This is a genomic window from Shinella zoogloeoides (assembly GCF_003574625.1).
GTDB lineage: Bacteria > Pseudomonadota > Alphaproteobacteria > Rhizobiales > Rhizobiaceae > Shinella > Shinella zoogloeoides_A.
In genome coordinates, this window is record NZ_QNUJ01000011.1 from 133,309 (window position 1) to 155,592 (window position 22,284).

Sequence of the window (22,284 nt, forward strand, 5' to 3'; positions counted from 1 at the left end):
CGAGACCTCAGTCGGCCTCGCCCGGTGTTGCAGCGACCTCGTTTTCCGCATTCTGCGCTTCCGAGGCGCGCGCCCGCTGCCGTTCGATGAGTCGGGCCGTGTAGATGGAAATCTCGTAGAGAAGGATGGCCGGCAGCGCAAGACCGATCTGGGAAACCGGATCGGGCGGCGTCAGCACCGCGGCCACGATGAAGGCGATGACGATCGCGTATTTGCGCTTGCTGACCAGCGCCTGCGTATCGATGAAGCCCGCGCGCACCAGAAGCGACGAGATGACCGGCAGCTGGAAGACGAGGCCGAAGGCGAAGATCAGCGACATGATCAGGCCGAGATATTCGGAAACCTTCGGAAGGAGCTGGATCGAGACCTGCCCCTCGCCGCCGCCCTGCTCCATGGCGAGGAAGAACCACATGACCATGGGCGTGAAGAAGAAATAGACGAGCGCCGCGCCGATGAGGAAGAGGATGGGCGAAGCGATCAGGAACGGCAGGAAGGCCGCCCGCTCGTTCTTGTAGAGGCCGGGCGCGACGAACTTGTAGATCTGCTGGGCGATCACCGGAAAGGCGATGACCAGCGCGCCGAACATGGCGACCTTGATCTGCGTGAAGAAGAATTCCTGCGGCGCCGTGTAGATCAGCTCGACATTGCGATGGGTCAGCCCCGCCCATTCCACCGCCCATTTGAAGGGCAGGACGAGCAGGTTGAAGAGCTGCTTGGCGAAATAGAAGCAGACGAGGAAGGCGATGAAGAACGCGCCGACCGCCCAGAGCAGGCGGCGGCGAAGCTCGATCAGATGCTCGATGAGCGGCTGGGGCTTGTCGTCGATGTCGCCGCTCATGCGTCGCCCTTCTTGGTCTTCGTCGTCTTCGGCTTGGCAGCAGCTTTCCGCGTGGCCGGAGCCTTGGCGGTCTCGGCCTTGCTGGCAGCCTTGGCGGCGGGCTTCACCTCGCCTTCGGCCTTGGCCGGCGCCTTGCGCGGCCTAGCCGTCTTAACGGCCGCCTCGGCGGGCTTCTTCTTCGCCGTCCTGGCGGTCGGGCCGGTCTTCAGCGGGGCTGCCGCGACCGGCTCGGCGGAGGCGGGCTTGCCCGCCTCTGACGGCACGGCGGCCGGCGTATCGGAGATGCTTTCGGCCGGGCTGGACGCCGGTGTCGACGTCGAGGAGGAGCTCACCGTCTTCTGGAGATCGGACTTGATCTCGTTGCCCATCTGCCGCAGCGGGTTGACCGCGTCGCGGATGGAGTTCAGCGGGTTCAGCTTCTGCGCCTCGCCGATCGTCTTCCTGACGTCGTCGAGATCGGCCTCGCGCAAGGCCTCGTCGAACTGCTGGCGGAAATCGCTCGCCATGCCGCGCATCTTGGACACCATGCGGCCAAACGTCCGCAGCATCTGCGGCAGGTCCTTCGGACCCACCACGATGATCAGAACGATGGCGATGACGAGTATCTCGGTCCAGCCGACATCAAGCATAGGATATTGTCCTTAGAAGCCGCAGACCGTCATCCGCAGCCGAATAGCGGTCACTTGGCTTCGTCAGCCTTGTGCTCGACCGTCTTCGACTGGTCGGCGCTGTCCTTTTCGTCGTCGGACATGCCCTGCTTGAAATTCTTGATACCCTTGGCGACGTCGCCCATGAGTTCCGGAATCTTGCCGCGGCCGAACAGCAGCAGCACAACCACCAGAACGATCAGCCAATGCCAGATGCTGAAAGAACCCATTCCCGTAACTCCCTTAGAAACCTGAACCCCGATTTAAGACGTTCAGCCGTCTTTTTCAAATACCAGTATGTCGCGCTGGTTAGCCGAAACCGTGACGTGGCGCAATCCGGCGGCATTTCTTTCCTGCACGCGGGTCCTCGCCTTCGCCCCGCCTATTCCTCTTCCTTCCCGCCCGGCGCGAGGAGACCGAGCTCCTCGAGGTCGAGCTGGGTGATCGGGTCCTCGTCCTCCGCCAACTCGTCCTCGCCAAGTGGCAGCGGCACCTGGAAATTCGACGGGATACGGCCGGAAAGCAGGCCCGCGCCCTTCAATTCCTCCAATCCCGGCAGGTCACGCAGCTCTTCCAGGCCGAAATGATCGAGAAAATCCCGCGTCGTGCCGAAGGTCACCGGGCGGCCCGGAGAGCGGCGGCGGCCGCGAAAACGCACCCAGCCGGCTTCCATCAGAACGTCGAGCGTGCCCTTGGAGGTCTGCACGCCGCGAATATCCTCGATCTCGGCGCGCGTCACCGGCTGGTGATAGGCGATGATCGACAGCACTTCGAGCGCAGCACGCGACAATTTGCGCACCTCCGTCTCGTCGGTGCGGATGACGAAAGACAAATCCGGCGCGGTGCGGAAGGCCCAGGCATCGTCCACTGCCACGAGATTGACGCCGCGCCCGGCATAGAGCGCCTTCAGTTCGCGCATGACATGCAGCACGTCCACGCCGCCCGGCAGCCGGTCGGCGATATAGGCCTCCGGCACGGGGCTCGAGGACGCAAAGACCAGCGCCTCGGCGATCCTCGCCGCCTCGTGCAGCCGGCGCGGATCGACGATCGTGCCGCCCTCGGCCTCCGGCGATGCGCCGTTCTCCTCTTCACTCACGCCCGGGGCCTCCTTCATCGTCCTCGGCTTCGCCGGCTTTCGGGCCGCGGCGAAGATAGATCGGCTGGAACACGCCGTCCTGGCGAAGCTCCAGGCGCCCTTCCCTCACCAGTTCCAGCGTCGCGGCGAAGGCGCTGGCAATGGCCGTGGTGCGCTCGGCCGGATCAGTCAGGTAGCGCAGCATGAAATGATCGAGCGCCGTCCAGTCGTCATCGAAACCGCCGATCAGCACCGACAGGATCTCGCGCGCATCGGAGAGCGACCAGACGGCGCGCTTTTCGATGGTGACCTGTGTGATGGCGTGGCGCTGGCGCAGCGACGCGTAGGCATTGAGCAGATCGTAGAGCGTCGCCTCATAGGCCGAGCGCCGGCCGGTCGGGATATGCTCCGGCATGCCGCGGGCGAAGACGTCGCGGCCGAGGCGATTGCGGTTGATGAGCCGGGTCGCGGCATCGCGCATGGCTTCGAGGCGCTTGAGGCGGAAGGCAAGGCTTGCCGCCATCTCCTCGCCCGAGGGCCCCTCGTCCTTCGCCTGCCTGGGAATGAGCAAGCGAGACTTCAGATAGGCCAGCCATGCAGCCATGACGAGATAGTCGGCGGCAAGCTCGATGCGGATCCTGCGCGCCTTGTCGATGAAGACGAGATATTGCTCGGCCAGCGCCAGCACGGAAATGCGGGTGAGGTCCACCTTCTGCGTGCGGGCGAGATGGAGCAGGAGATCGAGCGGGCCTTCGAAGCCGGCGAGATCGACGACGAGGCTTTCCTCCGAAAGCCCCCGCCCCCCGGCGTCGTCCTGCCAAAGGTCGTCCATCGGCGCATCCGCGCCGCGACCTTTCCTCGGCGGCTTCGACCCCGTTGCCTGCACGCTGCCTCCCGTGGGCCTCCCGTGGGCCCGCCGCGGCCGTCAGGCGACCGCGATCATGGCGTTGAATTCCTCGCGCAGCGCCTGTTCGTCCGCCCCGTCGGGCATCGGGAAGCCTGCGCGTACCGCATTCGCCCGCCGCAGGCTGTCACCGGCAAGGGCGGGAACGTTTTCGGTCACCGCAACCATTTCGTCCATGATGCCATGGCAATGCAACACCATGTCGAGGCCGGCGGCGATGATTCCCCTGCTTCTTTCGGCAATATCGCCGCGAAGGGCGTTCATCGAGACGTCATCGGACATCAGGAGGCCGTCGAAGCCGATATGGCCACGGATGATCTCCTCCACCACCTTTGCCGAAGTGGTCGCCGGATTGTCGCCATCGATGGCGGTGAAGACGATATGGGCCGACATCGCCATCAGCTCGTCCTTCATGCGCTGGAAGGGCACGAAGTCACAGGCCTCCAGCTCCTTGCGGCCCGCATGGACGACCGGCAGGTCGTGGTGCGAATCGACCATGGTGCGGCCGTGGCCCGGCATATGCTTCATGATCGGCAGCAGGCCGCCGGCCTTGAGGCCTTCCGCCGCCGCCTTGCCCATCGCCGAGACGATCTCCGGCTCCTGCCCGTAGGCGCGGTTGCCGATGACGTCGTGCACGCCCGGCACGGCGACGTCGAGCACCGGCAGGCAATCGACATTGATGCCAAGGCGCAGAAGATCGAAGGCATGCAGACGCGACATCAGCCAGGCGGCGCGCAGGCCCCGCGGCTCGTCGGCCCGGTAGATGGCGCCGAGTGCGGCGGCATTCGGATATTGCTGGACATGCGGCGGCTTGATGCGCTGGACGCGCCCGCCCTCCTGGTCGATGAGCACCGGGATGTCGGCTCCGCCGCCGATGCTCTCGCGCATCTCGGCCGTCAGGTCCGCCACCTGCGCCGGCTCGCCGATATTGCGGCCGAAGAGGATGAAACCCCAAGGGCGCTCGTTGCGGAAGAAGGCCTTTTCGTCGGCGGTGAGGCTCAGGCCCTTGCAGCCCGAAATGAAGGATTTCGATTCGCTCATGTCCGCAATCTTGGAATTTTCGAGGAGGAGACAGGCGTCGGCCGCCCGCGGGAATCGAAGGGGCGCGAACCATGTCCGCGCCCCTTCAGGATATCAGCCCGCCTCAGCGGGTGACGAGGCAGCTGCCGCCCGCGCTCTTGTAGCGGCTGCAGAGGGCGTTCGCGTCTTCGCGCGAGCCGGCCGGAATGCGGAGGCGGTAGAAGGTACCCTTGTTGGGGATCTCCGCCTTCTTGATATCCATGCCGCGACCGCCGATGACGCTACCGAATTTCGAGGACAGCGACTTGTAGGTCTTCTGTGCCTCGGCCTCGGAGGGAAGCGAAGCGATCTGGATGACGTAGCTGCCGGGTGAGACCTGGGTCTGTTCGACGGCCTGCTGGGTCTGCGTCGCCGAAGCGGTCTGCGTACCGGAGACGTTGCCGTTCTCGGTGACGGTGCCGACGACATTGACCGGCTGGTCGACCGGGCGCGTTTCGGGGAGCGGCGTGTTGCCGGCCGTCGCGTTCGTGTCCGTCGCGCCGACCGTGGTCGTCTTGACCGTGCGCACCGGCGCCGTGTCGTCGACCTGTGCATTGGCGACTTCGGCAAGCGCCGAGCGCGGCTTGGCGCCGGATGCGGCCTGCTCGGCGCGCAGCGAGGCGTCTCCGTCGAGCGTCGCGTTGGCCGATGCGGCGGCCTCGCCCGAGGCGCTGCCGGTGGTGGCCGTCGCCTTGGCGTCGAGGTCCGTGTCGGCGACCGTATCCTCGCGGGCGACGAGCGTGCCGTCCGGCTTGACGATCATGGTCTTGACCTTGCGCGGCGAGACGAGCGGCTTGTTGCCGGTCTCGGCGCTTGCCGTTTCCGGCTCGTCGACGCCCGGCAGCAGGCGGTTCTCATCATCGGCCGCCGCCGTGTCGGTGCCGTCCTCCGGGCCGTCCATCGGCAGGGCTTCCGGCGTCAGCGTGCGCTGGACGACGTCGACCGGCTCTTCCGTCGAGGTGACGAGCTGTTCCTGCTGCGGCCGGCTCGTCGTATCGCCGGCAACGCGGTCGTAGACGGCCTTGTCCTGGTTGGGAACGGTCTTGCCGCCCCTTTCCTCGGGCACGACCTTGATCGGATCCTTGTCGGCGAGGATGACGCGAGGCTCGCCCGAGCCGCCGACCGATCCGCCCGTGAGGGCCGACCAGGCGTAGACGGCGCCGCCGCCGACCAGAAGAAGGCCGGCGATGGAGGCGGCGATCAGCATGCCGCGGCGCGGACGGGCGGTCTCCTCGTCATAGCCGTCGCCGGAATAGAGCGCCGTCGCCTGGCCGGGATCGACCGGGATCGCCATGCGCTCCGGCTGGTTGAGCGAGCGGCGGAAGTCTTCCTCCAGCGCGCGCTCGAAATCATCGACGTCGTTGATCTGCGTCGCCGGCTGAGCCGTCGCGGCGGCGACGCTCGCCTTGTTCTCTTCAGCATGGGTCTTGGCCGGCTCGTTGAAGAGCTGCGCCATTTCCGCGTCGATGTCGAAATCGTAGTCCGGCTGGAAGACCGGCGGCTTTTCCTTCTCCACGACGGGAAGCTGCGGCACGTCGAGCTCGGTGACGGGGGAAACGCCCTCGTCGGTCTCGGCGATCATCGACGGATCGAAGGGCAGCGTGCCGTCGCTCAGCTCGGCGGTCACCGGCTGCGGCTTGGTGAAGGTGGAGACGGGCACCGCGACGACGGGCTCGCGCCGGACGGGCGTCTCGACCGGTGCCGGCCGTGCGACCTCTACCTTCACTTCGGCGGGCTTGGCCACCGGCTTCACCGGCTCCTCGTCCAGCGAGAAATCGGAGATATCGAGATCGATATCCGAGAGGTCGAATTCCATGTTCTCGAAATCGAGTTCGGGCTCGGAGGCCACCGGCGTCGGGACGGCGGCCGGCTCACGGCGTGCCTCGAAGACAGGCGTCTCGACGGCCTGCATCGGGGCCTTCACAGGCTCGACGAAGGGTGTCGCCACCGTCTCGGCGACGGGATCGCGATGCACGGTCGGCGTGGCACGGCCGAAAATGGCCGAAATATTCGCCGGCGTGTTGCTGCGCGCGGCAGCAGCGGCGATAACGGCGGCGCCGGCCGCGGCCGTTTCCGCGGACAGCGGCGAGCGGGCTTCCGGCATGGGGAAACGCTCGATTTCGGCGAGCAGCGCGTCACCATCGTAATTGCCGGACGTCGCCACGGATTCCACCTGATAGGCGGGCGCCTGGAAAACCGGCTCGACGTCATCGACCTGCCATTGCGCCTCGGCCGCAGCCGCCGCGCGGGCGCGGTCCTCACGCGTCTCGAACGGCATTTCGGCGACGAAATGCGGCTCCTCGCCGGCATAGGCCGCCGGCTCGGCATGGAACGGCTCGGCCTGCTCGACCACGGGATCGACCGGCATCCGGCTGTCGAAGACGGGCTCGACATGGGTGGCGACCGCCTCCGCGGCGACCGGCAGGGGCTCGACGAAAGCGGTCTCCGGCTCGTTCGGGAGATCATCGGCAAAGCCGTCGCCGATCGACAGTTCCAGCTCACGCTCCAGATCGAGCCCGACAGAGCCCTCGTCCGCCGTCAGCGGCTGCAGGCCGAGGAATTCCGGCTGGCGATCCTCGACAGGAGAGAATTCGGACAATTGCGGTTCTGCGGCCGGCTCGTGATAGGCAGGCTCCTGGCGGATCGGCTCTTCGAAGCGCGGCTCGAAGCGGTCGGCGAAGGCATGGGCGGTCGCCTCGGCCTCGACGGTCGGAACCTCGTGGACATAGGCCTCCAGCTCGTCGGCGAGAGACAGTGCCGGATCTTCGGCGAACTGCGGTTCCGGCTCGACGGGCTGCTCGACGGCAAGGGGCTCTTCCGCGAAGGACGGTTCGACGGGTCTGTCGAAGGCCGGTTCGCGATGATAGGGCTCGCTGGCGGCAAAGTCCCGGCTCGGCACCTCATCGATGAACGAGGCGCGATCTTCCATGGCGGGGGCCGGCTCTTCGAACACGGGCTCGACATGGCGCGCCACCGGCTGGGCGGCGGGGACCGGATCGGCGACGGGCGTCGGCGCGTCATATTGCTCGAAGGCGCGCAGAAGCTCGTCCTCAAGGGCGAGGACGGGATTTTCATGCCGCGGCGCCGCCTGGGCGGCGTCGGGGAAGGTTTTGCTGACACCCTGCACAGGATGCGGCTCGAAGTTGACGAGGCGGGCAAGCTCGCTCAACGGATCATCTTCTGCCAAGAGATCCGTGTCAGCGGTTCCGCTTCGCGCGAAGTTCTTGTCTGCCATACTGCTTCCCACTCACAAGCTACAAAGACGCGTTTGCCAGCTTATTGTGGGCAAATGGTGACGTTATCGCATTTCATCCGGTGCTGCGGTGCCTGTAATGGACAGGCCCGACTTAAGAACAGACGCGACAGCGTGCACCAGCCCAAGTCTGGCGATACTCAATTCTCTATTTTTATCGTTAACAAACCGTAATTCCGGCTGTTCCTTACCTTTGTTCCAGTGCGCATGGAACGCGCTGGCAAGATCATAGAGATAAAACGCGATGCGATGAGGCTCCTGCGCGAGTGCCGCGCCTTCGACCACGCGGGGATATTCCGCCAGCTTGGCGAGAAGCTGCAACTCACTGGAATCCGAGATGTTTCCGGCGATCGCGCCGGCCAGATCGAGCGAGGCTATATCGAGGCCCGGGAAGGCTTCGGCGGCCTGCCGGAACACCGACATGCAACGAGCATGGGCATATTGCACATAGAAGACCGGATTGTCCTTGGACTGCTCCGTCACCTTGGCGAAGTCGAAGTCGAGCGGCTCGCTGTTCTTGCGGTAAAGCATCATGAAGCGCACCGAATCGCGGCCGACTTCCTCGACCACGTCACGCAGCGTGACGAAATCGCCCGAACGCTTCGACATCTTCACCGGCTCGCCGTTACGGTAGAGCTTGACGAGCTGGCACAGCAGCACGGTCAGCTTGGCCTTACCTTCTGAAACGGCACGAGCGACGGCCTCCAGACGCTTGACGTAACCGCCATGGTCGGCGCCGAGCACATAGATCATCTCTTCGAAGCCGCGATCGAACTTGTCCTTGAAGTAGGCAACGTCGGCGGCGAAGTAAGTATAGGAACCATCCGACTTGATCAGCGGGCGGTCGATATCGTCGCCCACTTCCGTCGAGCGGAAGAGCGTCTGCTCGCGGTCTTCCCAGTCTTCCGGAAGCTGTCCCTTCGGCGGCGGCAGCACGCCCTTGTAGACATGGCCCTTGAAGGTCAGGTCGTTGATGGCGGTGCGGATCGGTGCGCCGTTTCCGGCATGCAGCGAGCGCTCCGAGAAGAAGACATCGTGATGCACGTTGAGGGCTGCGAGGTCCTCGCGGATCATCGCCATCATCATCGCGATGGTCTTTTCCTTGACGATCGGCATCCACTGATGCTCGGGCATGGCGCGAAGCGACGTACCGTGCTCGGCAGCCAGCGCCTCACCGACGGGAACCAGATAGTCGCCCGGATAGAGGCCCGACGGAATTTCGCCGATCGCCTCGCCCAGCGCCTCGCGGTACCGCAGGAAGGCCGAGCGCGCCAGCACGTCGATCTGCGAACCGGCGTCGTTGATGTAATATTCCTTGGTGACGTCATAGCCGGCAAAGCCGAGCAGGTTGGCGAGCGCATCGCCCACCACCGCGCCACGGCAATGGCCGACATGCATCGGCCCCGTCGGATTGGCCGAGACATATTCGACATTGACCTTGCGGCCGGCGCCGAGCGAACCGCGGCCGTAATCCGTGCCGGCCGCGATCACAGCGGCAAGCAGCTTCTGCCAGTAGGGAACGGAAAGGCGGACGTTGATGAAGCCCGGGCCCGCCACGCTGACATCGGCGACCTCGGGATCGTTCTTCAGCTCGGCGACGATGAGGTCGGCAAGCGCCCGCGGATTGAGGCCCAGCGGCTTGGCAAGAACCATCGCCGCATTGGTCGCGACATCGCCATGGCTCTGGTCGCGCGGCGGTTCGACGCTGATTCGACCGAAATCGAGCTCGGATCGCTTTTCGCGCACGATCTCGAGACCTTCGAGCACGGTTTTGATTCTGCTGTCGAAATCAGTAAAAAGGTTCATCTCGTCCATCCACGCGCAGCGGCGCCCTGCAGGGGCCAGGCCTGCGAAGAAGTTCAGGTGGGCGGGTGACTATCGCAATTCCGGGGTGTGGTCAAACAGCCGCCGGTGCGTGTCTATCGCGTAATTGTCGGTCATTCCGGCGAGATAATCGCCGACATGGCGGGCCCGGGCCGATTCCGGCATGGTCGCGATACGGTCCACCCAATAATGCCCCTGCATGAGCTGCGGGTCGTCCATATAGGCGTGGTAGAGGTCCGTCAGGATCGAGGCGGCGTTGGCGCGCACGCGCATCACTTCCGGGTGGCGGTAGATGCGGGAGAACAGCAGTTTCTTGATCTGCCGGTCCGTCACCGCCATCTCCTCGGAGAAGGTCGCGAGGCAGCGATGGGCCTTGCGCACGTCGTCGGCGCTTTCCGGGCGCTCGTCGTGGATCGCCTGCTGGGCGTAGCCGATGACGTCCTCCACCATGGCGGTGATCTGGCGGCGCATGATCTCGTGGGTGAAGCGCGGCTCTTCCAGCCCCGGATAACGGTCGTGCACTTCCTTCATCAGCCGCGCGAGGAACGGCACCTCCTCCAGCATCTCGAATTCGAGATAGCCGGAGCGCAGGCCGTCGTCGATATCATGGGTGTTGTAGGCGATGTCGTCGGCAATCGCCGCCACCTGCGCCTCCAGGCTCGCGAAGCTCGAAAGCTCCAGATCGTGCACGGCACAATATTCGAGGATCGGGCGCGGCACGTCGTCGCCGTGCGTGCACTCCCCCGTCGGCCCGATCAGCGGGCCATTGTGCTTGACGAGGCCCTCGAGGCTTTCCCAGGTGAGGTTGAGGCCGTCGAAATCGGCATAGCGGCGCTCCAGCTTGGTGACGATGCGCAGCGACTGGGCATTGTGGTCGAAACCGCCGAAGGGCTCCAGCACCTCGTGCAGCGCATCCTCGCCGGTATGGCCGAAGGGCGTGTGGCCGAAATCGTGCACCAGCGCGACGCCTTCGGCGAGGTCCTCGTCGAGCTTGAGGGCGCGGGCCAGCGCGCGGGCGATCTGCGCGACCTCGATCGTGTGGGTCAGCCGGGTGCGATAGTGATCGCCGTCGGCGGCGATGAAGACCTGCGTCTTGTGCTTGAGGCGGCGGAAGGCGGTGGTGTGGACGATGCGGTCGCGGTCGCGCTGGAAATCCGAGCGCGTCGGACTTTCCGGCTCGGGAAAGAGCCGCCCGCGGGTCGCCCAGGGGTCGGAAGCGTAGATGGCGCGCTGTCCCGCGCCGAAACCGAGCGCATATCTGTCAAACGTCATTCGTCACCTGCATTCACGCCGCCCATTGACGCGGCCTCAATGCCTTCATACCTATAGTGTGCATAGCGGCAAGTCCGGCTGCAAGCCGTGCTTGAAAGACAAGTCTTTTCAGGGATTTGCTTCAGGCATCGTGTGACAGCAGGACCGTTCGGCATCCCATTTGCCGGCCGTGTGAGACAAGCGATTCTCTCCGGATCTTGACCCCGGCAGGAGGCAGACATGACCGACAAGCTCGTAACCCTATCCGACGCCGCGGCACGGCGCATCGCCTCGATCCTCGGCTCGTCGCCGGAAAAGCAGGCGCTGCGCGTTTCCGTCGAAGGCGGCGGCTGCTCTGGCTTTTCCTACAAGTTCGACCTTGTCGAGGACCAGCAGGATGACGACCTGGTGCTCGAAAAGGACGATGCGAAAGTGCTGATCGACCAGCTCTCCCTCGTCTACATGGACGGATCCGAGATCGACTTCGTCGACAACCTGCTCGGCCAGTCCTTCCAGATCAAGAACCCGAACGCCGTCGCAAGCTGCGGCTGCGGCACCAGCTTCTCGATCTAAACAGAAACCCGACAGGAACCCGCATGCCGATCAAGATTGCCACCTGGAATATCAACGGCGTGCGGGCACGCATCGACAACCTCCTTGCCTGGCTCAGGGAATCGGCCCCGGACATCGTCGCGCTGCAGGAAATCAAGACCGTCGACGAGAGCTTTCCGCGTAGCGAGATCGAAGCGCTCGGCTATCACGTCGAGACGCATGGCCAGAAGGGTTTCAACGGCGTCGCTCTCCTCTCGAAAATCCGCCCCGACGAGGTGAACCGCGGCCTTCCCGGCGGCGACGGCGACGAACAGGCGCGTTTCATCGAGGGCGTGTTCTCCGTCGAAGGCGGCGCGGTCCGCGTCTGCTCGATCTACCTGCCGAACGGCAATCCGGCGGACGATCCGGTGAAATATCCCTACAAGCTCGCCTGGATGGACCGGCTCGTCGCCTTTGCCGAGAACCGGCTGGCGCTGGAGGAGCCGCTGGTGCTTGCCGGCGACTACAATGTCATTCCCGAGCCGCACGATTGTTGGGACGTCAAGGTGTGGGAGCGGGACGCCCTCTACCTGCCCCCGACCCGGCAGGCCTTCCGGCGCCTCGAAAACCTCGGTCTCACCGATGCGGTGCGCGCCACATCCGACGGCGTGCCGCTCTATACGTTCTGGGATTACCAGGGCGGATGCTGGCCGAAGAATTTCGGCATCCGCATCGATCATCTCATGCTGTCGGCGGAAGCCTCGGACCGCCTCATCTCGACGGCTGTCGAAAAGCATGTGCGCAACTGGGAAAAGCCGTCAGACCACGTGCCGGTCGTGGCGCTGCTGGATTTTGCCGCCTAGCTTTTCGCGGCGAGGCGCGCTTATTCGTTGGGATTGAAGCGGATGCTCTGCGCGAGCGCGACGCCCTTGCGGCGATCCTCCTCGCTTGCGACGGAGAAGGCCTCTTCCTGATTGGCCTGCAGCCAGGCACAGTCCTTGGGCAGACAATGGTCGAGGGCCGCGGTCATCATGGCAAGGCCGCGGGCGGTATCGCCTTCCTGGAAGATGATGTTGCCGAAGAGGCCCATGGCGCCGGCATGGCCGTTGTTGCGGGCGCGGTTCAGCCATTTCTTGGCCTGATGGACGCTGACCGAACCGCCCTCGCCCGTCAGCATCATGCGGCCGAGCTGGAACTGCGCTTCCGGAATGCCGAAGGCGGAAGCCGCCTGGAAATAGAGCTGGCGCGCCTGCGAGAGGTCGATCTTGACCGGGCTGTCGGGAATGCCGCGGCGGTAGTAGCTGGCGAGCGCGATCAGCGCATTGGCGAAGTAGCCGGTGTCTTCCGAGCCCGGCTCGACGCCGGCCTGGGCAATCTCGCTGTAGATCTTGAAGGCTTCGAGGTCATTCTCCGGCACGCCGTCGCCGTCGGCATACATGTTGGCGAGCGCCCAGCGCGAACCGGTATGACCCTTTTCCGCCGCGTAGCGGTAGGCCTCGACAGCGTCGCCCTTGCGACCTTCCTTGTAGGAGAAGAAACCGAATTTGAAGAGGTCGAAGGGGCCGCTTTCCTTGCTGACGCCGGCCTGGGGGTCGAATGCGAGGGCCTGGGGCGCCATCCAGGAGGACAGCGAGAGGCAAAGGCCCATTACCAGTACTTTCATCGGCAACAACTCGGACTTGGGCATCACTTCAACAATTCCGCGCCTCGCCTTCCTGTCTGTGCCGAACCGGAAATGCACGGGTCTCGTGCGGCTTTCCGGCAGTTTCGGCGACAATGACATCGGCTGGCTCATGGTTTCCCTTGGCGCGGTTCCACGCGTCTACATGCCCCTATCGCTGCGCCCCGTTTGTGGCGGGAAATGGACATTTCGTCGCTTGCCCATGGGTGTAGCAAACTCTGGAAAAAAATGTGTTGCGATTCCGTCACATATTTTCAGAGGTCGCTACGGTTTCCCCATGAGAGGTGACCGGCAGCAACGGAACATTAACCAAGAAAAGGGCCCGGCTATGACGCCGAGCCCGATTCCGGATCGAAAACCGCCGGTTCAGAACGAGATCTTGTAAGACCCCGTCACGCCATAGGCCCAGCCGCCGCCGCCGGTGGCATTGAACGCAGCGCCTTGGGTTGTCGACTGACTTCCAGTCGACATGTGGGTAACGCCCGCCCCAAAGCGCAAATCGCCAGGGCCAACTTTAGCCAGAACGCCGGCGCCGAGCGTGACTGAATCTTCGTGGATATCAGCGCCCGTGCTGACGCCACTGTCCCACGTCAAATTGATCGTACCGGTCAGCTTTTCATTGAACACATGGGCAACACCAGCTTGAACGGTCCAACCGTCTTTCCAATTGTAAACGTCTTTCTTATCGCTTCCACCAATTCTGTAGTTGAGTGCATCCAGAACGCTCCAGTCGGTCCACTTAGCCGAACCATAGACGAGCCAACCAGGAGCGACGCCGGTCTGAGCCGAAAGCTTCAAAGACTGAGGCATCGTTCCGTAGCCGGATGCTGAATAAGAGCCAACAGGCAGCGGCGGCAAGACAGAGTCTGAAACATCTAGATATCCCTCATCCGATTGGTGCTTGACCTGCGAGCGATACATCAGCGATACGCGCAGAGCGTATTCCGTGATCTCATATGCGGCGCCAATTCTGTATCCGTACGCGGCGTTATCTTCTATATGTAGCTTGGCATTCAGTAGGGCCGGCGCAGGACTTTCAGCAGTCGCATCATATGTAAAATCTTGAATGAATACGCCACCAAGAAGATGCAACTTTCCGGCACCGACATCGAGCTTCACATCGCAAGTCGTACCAAACTCGTTCGTTTCAAAGCCTTTGTCGCTGTACCGTTTACTTGGGTCCGCAATTTTTGACCGCGCGTCAGGCCCATAAGTCGCATCCGCGCCAAACGGCTGAGTATAAGTCAGTGCACACGCGAAATTCTCTGAAATTCCAATTTTTGCGGCAACGCTCGGAATCCAGTAATCGTTCGAATAAACCCCGTCATGGTTCGCTGTCCCGCCCGTCGTCTTGAACGTCCGGCGCGGGGAAACGTAGGTCGCGCCGGCGCGGAAGATGAAGTCGCCGCTTTCGAACAGGATGTCGGTGTCGGCCTCGCCGCGGCTATAGCCGCCGGCTTCGGCCGTGCTTGCCAGCGCGGCCAGCGCCACGGCGGCGAGAATTCCATTCTTGAAGATCTTACCGATCATCCATGCTCCCCCAAATGTCCCTGACGGCCTCTCCACCGCCATTTCGCAGCTGACTATCGAAGAGGAGTGCGGGCTTGGCAAATCCCAGTTTTTGTCTGTGATTCTCATATGCCGCTCGCAAAATTACGTAAGATTTTTTTGAAGCCCCTCAGCAATTCGAGGCCTCGAAATAATGTTCCAAGAATCATTTAAAAATCGCTAAAATATAGATGAACGTTTCAACGCCACTTCAGCATGTCACTTTTCGGACACATCGGGGATTTTGCATCCGGGGCCTCTGAACGAAAAAACCGCACCGTGTGAACGGCGCGGTTTTTCAGGCTTTTGCAACGACGGGCTGTAGAATCAGCCTGCTTCGCTGACGCGCGTCAAAGCCACGGAAAGGCTGGCAAGCTGCTGCTCCAGCTCGGTGAAACGCTCGCGCTCGGCCTCGACCACTTCGGGCTTGGCATTGGCGACGAACTTCTCGTTCGAGAGCTTGCCCTGAATGCGGCCGGCTTCGGCCTTCGCCTTGTCGATCGCCTTTTCCAGGCGGGCCTTTTCGGCGGCCAGGTCGATCAGTTTGCCGAGCGGCAGGCAGACGGTCGCCTCGCCGACGACGATCTGTGCCGCACCCTTGGGCGCTGCGTCCTCGAGGCGGATGTCCTCCACGCGGGCGAGACGGCGGATGGCCGAGTCATGCGTGGCGAGCCGCGCCCTGGTCAGCGCGCCTGCGCCGACGACGACCAGCGGCGCCGTCGCGCTCGGCGGCACGTTCATCTCGGCGCGGACCGAGCGGATGCCGGAGACGAGATCGACCAGCCAGTTGATCTCGTCGGCCGCAGCCTCGTCCGCATAGGCGGGCGCCGGCCATTCGGCATGGCAGATCATGCTTTCGCGCGTTACGCCCTCGCCCGCCGTGTGCGCCCAGAGCTCTTCCGTCATGAAGGGCATGAACGGGTGCAGGAGCTTGTAGGTCTCCTCCAGCACATAGGCCGCGCAAGCCTGCGATTCCGCCTTGGCCGCTTCGTCCTCGCCACTGAAGACGGGCTTCAGCAGTTCCAGATACCAATCGCAGAACTGGTTCCAGATGAAGCGGTAGAGCGTGCCGGCCGCATCGTTGAAGCGGTAGGTCTCGATTGCCTCGGTAACGTCGCGCGCCGTGCGGGCGAGTTCCGTCAGGATCCAGCGGTTGATCGTCAGCGAGGCCGTTTCCGGCACGAAATGCGGATCGGTCTTCACGCCGTTCATCTCGGCAAAGCGCGTGGCGTTCCACAGCTTGGTGCCGAAGTTGCGGTAGCCGGCGATGCGGGCCGGGTCGAGCTTCACGTCGCGGCCCTGTGCAGCCATGATCGCCAGCGTGAAGCGCAGCGCGTCCGCACCGTATTCGTCGATCAGCTCGAGCGGGTCGATGACGTTGCCCTTGGACTTCGACATCTTCTGCCCGTTCTTGTCGCGCACCAGCGCGTGGACATAGACGGTGTGGAACGGTTCGACCGGGTTGCCGAACTCGTCCTTCATGAAGTGCAGGCCCATCATCATCATGCGGGCGACCCAGAAGAAGATGATGTCGAAACCGGTTACGAGAACGTCGGTCTGGTAATACTTCTCCAGTTCTTTCGTCTGTTCCGGCCAGCCGAGCGTCGAGAACGGCCAGAGTGCGGAGGAGAACCAGGTGTCGAGCACGTCCTCGTCACGCGTCAGGATCTCGCCCGGCGCAAAATTCTCCAGCTTCTCCTCGACCCAGGCCTTCCATGGGCCTTCATGGGCGATGTAGTGCTGGATGGCGGCGTGAAGCGCCTCTTCCTCGGTCTTCTCGACGAAGACCTGGCCGTCCGGGCCGTACCAGGCCGGAATCTGGTGACCCCACCAGAGCTGGCGGGAGATGCACCAGGGCTCGATGTTCTCCATCCACTCGAAATAGGTCTTTTCCCAGTTCTTCGGAACGAAGTTGGTGCGGCCCTCGCGGACGGAGGCGATGGCGGGCTTGGCCAGCGTCGCGGCATCGGCGAACCACTGGTCGGTCAGCATCGGCTCGATGACGACGCCGGAACGGTCGCCGAAGGGCTGCATGACCTTCTTGTTCTCGACATAGGGAACGTCGTTGCCCTCGGCGTCCTTGACGGTGACGGCAAGGCCTTCGGCATTGATCGCCTCGACGATGCGCTTGCGCGCCTCGTAGCGGTCGAGGCCGCGATATTCGTCCGGTACGAGATTGATGTCGTCGACTTCCGCCTCGCTCGGCACGTTGCCGGACTTGGCGATCTCCAGCGCCTGCGCCGCATAGACGGCGTAAGGCTCGCCGTCGGCACGCATGGAAGCCTGCGTGTCCATCAGCCGGTAGAGCGGGATATTGTTGCGGCGGGCGACCTGGTAGTCGTTGAAGTCGTGCGCGCCGGTGATCTTCACCGCGCCGGAGCCGAAATCCTTCTCCGGATATTCGTCGGTGATGATCGGGATGAGACGGCGATGCTCCTTGGGGCCGACCGGAATCTCGCAGAGCTTGCCGACGATGGGCGCATAGCGCTCGTCGGACGGATGGACGGCGACCGCACCGTCGCCCAGCATCGTCTCGGGACGGGTGGTGGCGATGGAGATGTAGTCGCGCTCCTCCTCGAAGACGATGTTGCCGTCGGCGTCCTTCTCGACATAGGTATAGGTGGCACCGCCGGCCAGCGGATACTTGAAGTGCCACATATGGCCGTCGACTTCCCGGTTCTCGACCTCGAGGTCGGAAATCGCCGTCTCGAATTTCGGATCCCAGTTGACCAGCCGCTTGCCGCGATAGATCAGGCCTTCCTTGTAGAGCGAGACGAAGACCTCCAGGACGGCAGCGGAAAGCCCCTCGTCCATGGTGAAGCGCTCGCGCGACCAGTCGCAGGAGGCGCCGAGGCGCTTCAGCTGATTGAAGATCAGGCCGCCCGATTCTGCCTTCCACTCCCAGACCTTCTCGACGAAGGCCTCGCGGCCCATCTCGCGGCGGCCCGGAAGCTTCTCGGCGGCGAGCTTGCGCTCGACGACCATCTGCGTCGCGATGCCGGCATGGTCCATGCCCGGCTGCCACAACACGTCCTTGCCGCGCATGCGCTCAAAGCGGACCATGATGTCCTGCAGCGTGTTGTTGAGGGCATGGCCCATATGCAGCGAGCCCGTCACGTTCGGCGGCGGAATCACGATGGTGAAGGTCTCGGCGCCGGGCTTTGCCCCCTCGCCGGCGCGGAAAGCATCCGCATCTTCCCACATCTTGGCAATTCGCGGCTCGACCGCTGCGGAATCATAGTTCTTTTCAAGCATTTTCGTGCGTGGCCTGCTGTTTGTCGGTGGGTTTTGTAAACCGGATGGCCGGCATGAAGTCAACAATATCAGAAGAAAAGCCGCGCCGGGGGTTCGGCGCGGCTTAAATTGTCTTTTCGGTGAAGAAAAGCGGCGGCGATCAGCGGCGGGGGCCGCGCGCTACCCGCTCGATCTCCTCGCGCACCAGCCGCTCCACGAGGGTCGGCAGGTTGTCGTCGAGCCATTCCTGCAGCATCGGGCGCAGCATGTCCTCGGCGATCTCGTCGAAGGAGCGGCGCGGGCCGGCGTCGAGGGCTTCCGCCAGCGCGCCGAAGGACTGGGCGACCCGCTCGCCGACGGCCGGCGAGACGAGCGCGGCGATATCCCGGCCGGGTGCTGCGTCCTCGGTGTGAATCTCCACCGCCGGGGCGAAGGCCTCGATGCGTTCCTCGACCGGCTCGATCTTCTCGGCAGGCTGCGGCGCAGGCGCATCGTGGCTTGCCGTCGCGGCCATGCGCGCGGTCATCAGCGGATTCTGCTCGCGGGCGATGGCCGGGGCCGGCTCGATCGGCAGGGTTTCGGCCGTCTCGCGGTTAGCGGCGACATGGCGCTCGGAGGCGGCGCGCACGCGCGCGGCGACATCGGCCAGCGACATGGCCGGCTGCGCGCCCTGCTCCGGCCGATGGATCGGCTGGACGATGGCGGAATGCTGCTCCTCGGCATGGAAGCGGTCGACCACGACGGGGCTGTCCAGCAGGCTCGAATGGCTCTCGGTGGTGATGTCGAAGCCGTCGTCCTCGCCGGCATCGTGGGCCAGGTCCGGCTGCGCTTCGTTGTTCTCGATGATCTTGCGGATGGACGCCAGGATTTCATCCATGGACGGTTCACGCGCTACATTCGGCTGAGCCATTTCTATCCCCGTTCTCTGCGGCGTCCGCGACCTGCCGCAGGAGGCGTGCCGGACATGCCGAAGACCCTAGGCGAGTTCGGCGGCGAACTAAATCGCTGCGAATCAAGTGTTATAAGTGATGCACAGATTTGTTTGGCCTGCCAAGGCCCGGGCCGGCCCCGCGAAAAAACAAAGGCCCGCCGGACGAGCGGCGGGCCTTTCGATGTCCGTCCCTTTCGGGAAAGCTCAGAAGACGAATTCCTTCGCCTTGCGGAAGCCGGGAAGCGGCTTGACGGCGGTGTTGAAGACGTTGCGCTCGGCAACCCGGCCGCTTTCCTTGATATAGAGGCGTGCCTGCGAGGCGTTGCCGTAACCCTCGACGACGACGAGGCGTCCGCCATCACGCAACTGCGCGAAAAGCGGCTCGGTGACATATTCGACGGCGCCATGCACGAAGATCACGTCATAGGGCGCTTCCGGCGCATAGCCGGCTTCCAGGTCGCCGGTCACCACCGCGACATTGTCGAAGCCGAGGCGGGCGAGCGTTTCGGTTGCCGTCGCGGCAAGGTCCGTATCGCTTTCCAGCGCGACGACGGAGCTGCCGAGCCTGGAGAGGACGGCCGAGGCGTAGCCGGTGCCGCAGCCGACTTCCAGCACGACGTCGGCCGCCGCGATATCGGCAAGCTGGATCAGCTTTGCAAGCGGCGACGGCTCCATGAGATAACGGCCGGGGGCAAGCTGGATGTCGTTGTCGATATAGGCGAGCGGCCTTGCCGCCGCCGGCACGAACTCTTCCCGCGGCACGGTGAGGAAGGCGTCGAGCACCTCGTGCGACGTCACATCCGTCGTACGGATCTGGTTGTCCACCATCTTCGTGCGCGCTGCATTGTAGTCAATCATCTCTGGCCCTTAAGAATGAACGGCGAAGACCGGCGCAAAGGCCCGGCCCGCGCCGGATGCGTTGCAATTCTCATAGTGCGGTTTCGGGGCGGGTGTCCATAGGCAGCGGGCCGCTCGGCGCAAAAACAGCACCCTTCGCCAACCTGACCTTATCATGAATAAATTACTCAACATATTATTGCCTGTGATACGCATAATGTCGTATTGAGCACTCAGGTTTTAGCGGCCTTCACCGGCCGCGCCCGCCCGATTCCCGGAGTGGGCTTCGCTTGAATTGAGACATGCAAGAGGAATACGCCGTGCTCAAACGGTCTCGACTGCACTTCGCGATCATCCTGATGGCACTCGCCATGCCGCACGCCGTTTCGGCACAGAGCCAGGAGACGCCGTCGGCCCAGACGGATGCCGGACAATCCACCGGCACCACGACGACGACGACCGCCACGACGGACACGACGTCCCGGCCGGCAGCGGTGGAGAACACCACGCCGAACCAGGCGGCCGGAACCGGGGCCGACGCCGTGCAGGACGACGAGGACGCGACCGAGCTCGACGTCGTCGACGACGCGGAAGGCGCCCGTCAGGCCGGCCTGCCGCACGACCTTTCGCCCTGGGGCATGTTCATGGCGGCCGATATCGTCGTCAAGGGCGTGATGACCGGCCTTGCCTTCGCCTCGGTCGTCACCTGGACCGTGCTGCTCGTCAAGCTCGCCGAGCTCGGCGCCGCCCAGCGCTCGGCCCGCAGCGCCGTGCGCCAGCTCATTGCCGCCCGCGGGCTGGAGGACGGCGAGCAGGCGCTCGGCCGCAACCGCGGCGTCGCCGCGCGCATGACCCGCGCCGCCCGCGAGGAAATGGACGCTTCCGAGCCCGTGCTCGATCACGTCTCCGACGGCGGCGTGAAGGAGCGCATCGCCTCCCGCCTCGCCCGCATGGAAGTGCATGCCGGTCGCCGCATCGCCAAGGGTACCGGGCTTCTCGCCACCATCGGCTCCACGGCGCCCTTCGTCGGCCTCTTCGGCACGGTCTGGGGCATCATGAACTCGTTCATCGGCATCTCGAAGGCGCAGACCACGAACCTCGCCATCGTCGCGCCCGGCATCGCCGAAGCGCTGCTGGCGACCGCCATCGGCCTCGTCGCCGCCATCCCGGCCGTCGTGATCTACAACTTCCTCGCCCGCGCCATCACCGGCTACCGCCAGCAGCTCGCCGACGCCTCGGCGGCCATCGAGCGCCTTGCGAGCCGCGATCTCGACATGCGCCGCGCCCAGCGCCAGCCCGCGCAGCGCAGCGCCGCTTCCTTCGTGAAGGTCGGGTAACGCCATGGCCAGCAAGATCAGGGAAGGCGGCGGCGACGACCTCGAGGAGAACAGCGAAATCAACGTGACGCCGTTCATCGACGTCATGCTGGTGCTGCTCATCATCTTCATGGTGGCCGCCCCGCTCGCCACCGTCGACATCAATGTCGACCTGCCCTCCTCCGTCGCCCAGCCGACGCCGCGCGAGGACAAGCCGGTCTTCATGACGCTGAAGAAGGACCTCACGGTCTCCATCGGCAACGGCGAGATCGCGCGCGACAATTTCGGCCCCGAGATCGACGCCGTGACGGAAGGCAACAAGGATGCGCGCATCCTGCTGCGCGCCGACAAGGCCGTCGACTACGGCAGCGTCATGGACGTGATGAACCTCTTGCGCGGCGCCGGCTATGCCAAGATCGCCCTTGTCGGCCTCGAAGGCGCACCGGCGCAATGACCCCGAACGGCGCGCTTTCCGGCGCGCCTTCCGCCGCTTCCAAAAAAAGCTTGGCATTCGGCATGAATGCCTCTTGCACCCTGTCTAAATTCGTTCTAAACGCCCGGCACCACTCGCTTTATAGCAAACGGACGGCCTCGTGGCGGAGTGGTTACGCAGAGGACTGCAAATCCTTGCACCCCGGTTCGATTCCGGGCGAGGCCTCCACTCTCTCTTCAAATCGATGCTCAAGCGATTGAATCGACTTTCGATTTTCGGGAGTGGACAATTCACGCCCGGCGGGCCTTCAAAAAATCAGGCAAGCGTCCGCTTCGGGAGAACGGTCGACTTCGGCTCCTTGCCATAGACCACCGCCGCGAACATCAGCACGCCGACGAAGACAACCAGCGAACTGACCGCCGCCACCGGCTCGGCCGCGTCGTAGCCGAGATAGAGGACGTAGAGCGAGGGCGCGAGCACGGCTATGCCGGCCGTGTAGATCAGATATTGCAGATGCGCGAAACGCGTCTCGGCCTTGGCCGGATTGAAGGCATAATAGGTGCCGAACAACGCCATCGTCACCCAGCCGAGAAGGTTTGCGTGGGTGTGGGCGGCAATGACATTGTGATTGCCGGAGATCGCCATCTGCAGGCCCATGGCGATGCCCACGATCAGAAAGACGATGGCTGTCTTGAAGAATAAGCGAGAAAGCTGCGGCATGACGATCCCCCGGCTCGAACAGCGCCCCATCGGCGTGCGCAGGATATTACACCGAATCCTTATCATTTGATAGATTACTAATATTCGAACCGTGCGTTGTGTCGAGGGCCCATGTCTCGACAGGGCTTGCGGATACGCAGTTCGACGTGACCACCCTTCCCTTCTCCCCGCCGGGGAGAAGGGAAATGGGGAATGGTTTCGT

General features: G+C 63.9%; 19 protein-coding genes and 1 tRNA gene. 5 read left to right on the forward strand and 15 right to left on the reverse strand.

All coding sequences use genetic code 11. The annotated features are described in order from the left end of the window. Nucleotides 1-7: 7 nt before the first annotated feature. From tatC to DSD28_RS20905, 9 genes are all read right to left on the reverse strand, one after another. Nucleotides 8-838: a twin-arginine translocase subunit TatC gene (tatC, locus tag DSD28_RS20865; protein ID WP_119258364.1), complete on the reverse strand. Its 831-nt coding sequence runs from the start codon at nucleotides 836-838 to the stop codon at nucleotides 8-10. Continuing rightward, nucleotides 835-1,467: a Sec-independent protein translocase protein TatB gene (gene tatB / locus DSD28_RS20870; RefSeq protein WP_119258365.1), complete on the reverse strand. Its 633-nt coding sequence runs from the start codon at nucleotides 1,465-1,467 to the stop codon at nucleotides 835-837. Before tatB ends, tatC begins: the two co-directional genes overlap by 4 nt. Nucleotides 1,468-1,517: 50 nt before the next feature. Continuing rightward, nucleotides 1,518-1,715: a twin-arginine translocase TatA/TatE family subunit gene (locus DSD28_RS20875; RefSeq protein ID WP_119258366.1), complete on the reverse strand. Its 198-nt coding sequence runs from the start codon at nucleotides 1,713-1,715 to the stop codon at nucleotides 1,518-1,520. Between the two features lie 152 nt (nucleotides 1,716-1,867). Beyond that, nucleotides 1,868-2,599 (reverse strand): SMC-Scp complex subunit ScpB, encoded by a 732-nt coding sequence (gene scpB / locus DSD28_RS20880; RefSeq protein ID WP_119258367.1) that lies wholly within the window; start codon nucleotides 2,597-2,599, stop codon nucleotides 1,868-1,870. Further along, nucleotides 2,574-3,392, reverse strand: a complete 819-nt coding sequence (locus DSD28_RS20885) for a segregation and condensation protein A (protein ID WP_119258368.1) — start codon at nucleotides 3,390-3,392, stop codon at nucleotides 2,574-2,576. The genes scpB and DSD28_RS20885 overlap by 26 nt, the downstream gene beginning before the upstream one ends. A gap of 93 nt (nucleotides 3,393-3,485) precedes the next feature. Next, the gene (gene nagZ / locus DSD28_RS20890; protein ID WP_119258369.1) at nucleotides 3,486-4,505 is read right to left on the reverse strand and encodes a beta-N-acetylhexosaminidase; all 1,020 of its coding nucleotides are present in this window, start codon (nucleotides 4,503-4,505) and stop codon (nucleotides 3,486-3,488) included. Between the two features lie 103 nt (nucleotides 4,506-4,608). Then, nucleotides 4,609-7,692 carry an SPOR domain-containing protein gene (locus DSD28_RS20895; RefSeq protein ID WP_162911492.1) on the reverse strand — a complete coding sequence of 1,028 codons (3,084 nt, stop codon included), beginning with the start codon at nucleotides 7,690-7,692 and terminating at the stop codon, nucleotides 4,609-4,611. A 129-nt stretch (nucleotides 7,693-7,821) separates the two neighbouring features. After that, nucleotides 7,822-9,582, reverse strand: coding sequence for an arginine--tRNA ligase (gene argS / locus DSD28_RS20900; RefSeq protein ID WP_119258441.1), 1,761 nt, complete (start codon nucleotides 9,580-9,582; stop codon nucleotides 7,822-7,824). Nucleotides 9,583-9,651: 69 nt separating this feature from the next. Beyond that, on the reverse strand, nucleotides 9,652-10,872 hold the full coding sequence (locus DSD28_RS20905; protein ID WP_119258371.1) for a deoxyguanosinetriphosphate triphosphohydrolase: 1,221 nt from the start codon (nucleotides 10,870-10,872) through the stop codon (nucleotides 9,652-9,654). A 219-nt stretch (nucleotides 10,873-11,091) separates the two neighbouring features. Here DSD28_RS20905 and erpA point away from each other — a divergent pair, with 219 nt between their 5' ends. Both erpA and xth read left to right on the forward strand, forming a co-directional pair. Then, a complete protein-coding gene (gene erpA, locus DSD28_RS20910; RefSeq protein WP_119258372.1) occupies nucleotides 11,092-11,424 on the forward strand; it encodes an iron-sulfur cluster insertion protein ErpA in 333 nt (110 codons plus the stop codon). A 29-nt stretch (nucleotides 11,425-11,453) separates the two neighbouring features. Beyond that, nucleotides 11,454-12,245 carry an exodeoxyribonuclease III gene (gene xth, locus DSD28_RS20915; RefSeq protein WP_119258442.1) on the forward strand — a complete coding sequence of 264 codons (792 nt, stop codon included), beginning with the start codon at nucleotides 11,454-11,456 and terminating at the stop codon, nucleotides 12,243-12,245. Nucleotides 12,246-12,265: 20 nt separating this feature from the next. On the opposite strand, the gene exoR is transcribed toward xth, so the two are convergent. The 5 genes from exoR to DSD28_RS20940 all read right to left on the reverse strand — a co-directional run bounded on the left by exoR (nucleotide 12,266) and on the right by DSD28_RS20940 (nucleotide 19,631). Beyond that, entirely contained in the window at nucleotides 12,266-13,069 is an 804-nt protein-coding gene (gene exoR / locus DSD28_RS20920) for an exopolysaccharide production regulator ExoR (protein WP_119258373.1), read from the reverse strand. A gap of 360 nt (nucleotides 13,070-13,429) precedes the next feature. Next, nucleotides 13,430-14,593 (reverse strand): OmpP1/FadL family transporter, encoded by a 1,164-nt coding sequence (locus DSD28_RS20925; RefSeq protein WP_162911493.1) that lies wholly within the window; start codon nucleotides 14,591-14,593, stop codon nucleotides 13,430-13,432. Between the two features lie 345 nt (nucleotides 14,594-14,938). After that, nucleotides 14,939-17,866: a valine--tRNA ligase gene (locus DSD28_RS20930; RefSeq protein ID WP_119258375.1), complete on the reverse strand. Its 2,928-nt coding sequence runs from the start codon at nucleotides 17,864-17,866 to the stop codon at nucleotides 14,939-14,941. 139 nt (nucleotides 17,867-18,005) lie between these two features. Next, a complete protein-coding gene (locus DSD28_RS20935; protein ID WP_119258376.1) occupies nucleotides 18,006-18,755 on the reverse strand; it encodes a PopZ family protein in 750 nt (249 codons plus the stop codon). Between the two features lie 225 nt (nucleotides 18,756-18,980). Next, nucleotides 18,981-19,631, reverse strand: coding sequence for a protein-L-isoaspartate O-methyltransferase family protein (locus tag DSD28_RS20940; protein WP_119258443.1), 651 nt, complete (start codon nucleotides 19,629-19,631; stop codon nucleotides 18,981-18,983). A 302-nt stretch (nucleotides 19,632-19,933) separates the two neighbouring features. Between DSD28_RS20940 and exbB the strand changes: the two genes are divergently transcribed. The 3 genes from exbB to DSD28_RS20955 all read left to right on the forward strand — a co-directional run bounded on the left by exbB (nucleotide 19,934) and on the right by DSD28_RS20955 (nucleotide 21,590). Next, nucleotides 19,934-20,950 (forward strand): tonB-system energizer ExbB, encoded by a 1,017-nt coding sequence (gene exbB, locus DSD28_RS20945; protein ID WP_245424894.1) that lies wholly within the window; start codon nucleotides 19,934-19,936, stop codon nucleotides 20,948-20,950. Nucleotides 20,951-20,954: 4 nt separating this feature from the next. Continuing rightward, nucleotides 20,955-21,383 (forward strand): TonB system transport protein ExbD, encoded by a 429-nt coding sequence (exbD, locus tag DSD28_RS20950; RefSeq protein WP_119258377.1) that lies wholly within the window; start codon nucleotides 20,955-20,957, stop codon nucleotides 21,381-21,383. Nucleotides 21,384-21,516: 133 nt separating this feature from the next. After that, nucleotides 21,517-21,590 (forward strand) — tRNA-Cys (locus tag DSD28_RS20955). Between the two features lie 87 nt (nucleotides 21,591-21,677). On the opposite strand, the gene DSD28_RS20960 is transcribed toward DSD28_RS20955, so the two are convergent. Next, a complete protein-coding gene (locus DSD28_RS20960) occupies nucleotides 21,678-22,082 on the reverse strand; it encodes a hypothetical protein (protein WP_119258445.1) in 405 nt (134 codons plus the stop codon). Between the last annotated feature and the right edge of the window lie 202 nt (nucleotides 22,083-22,284).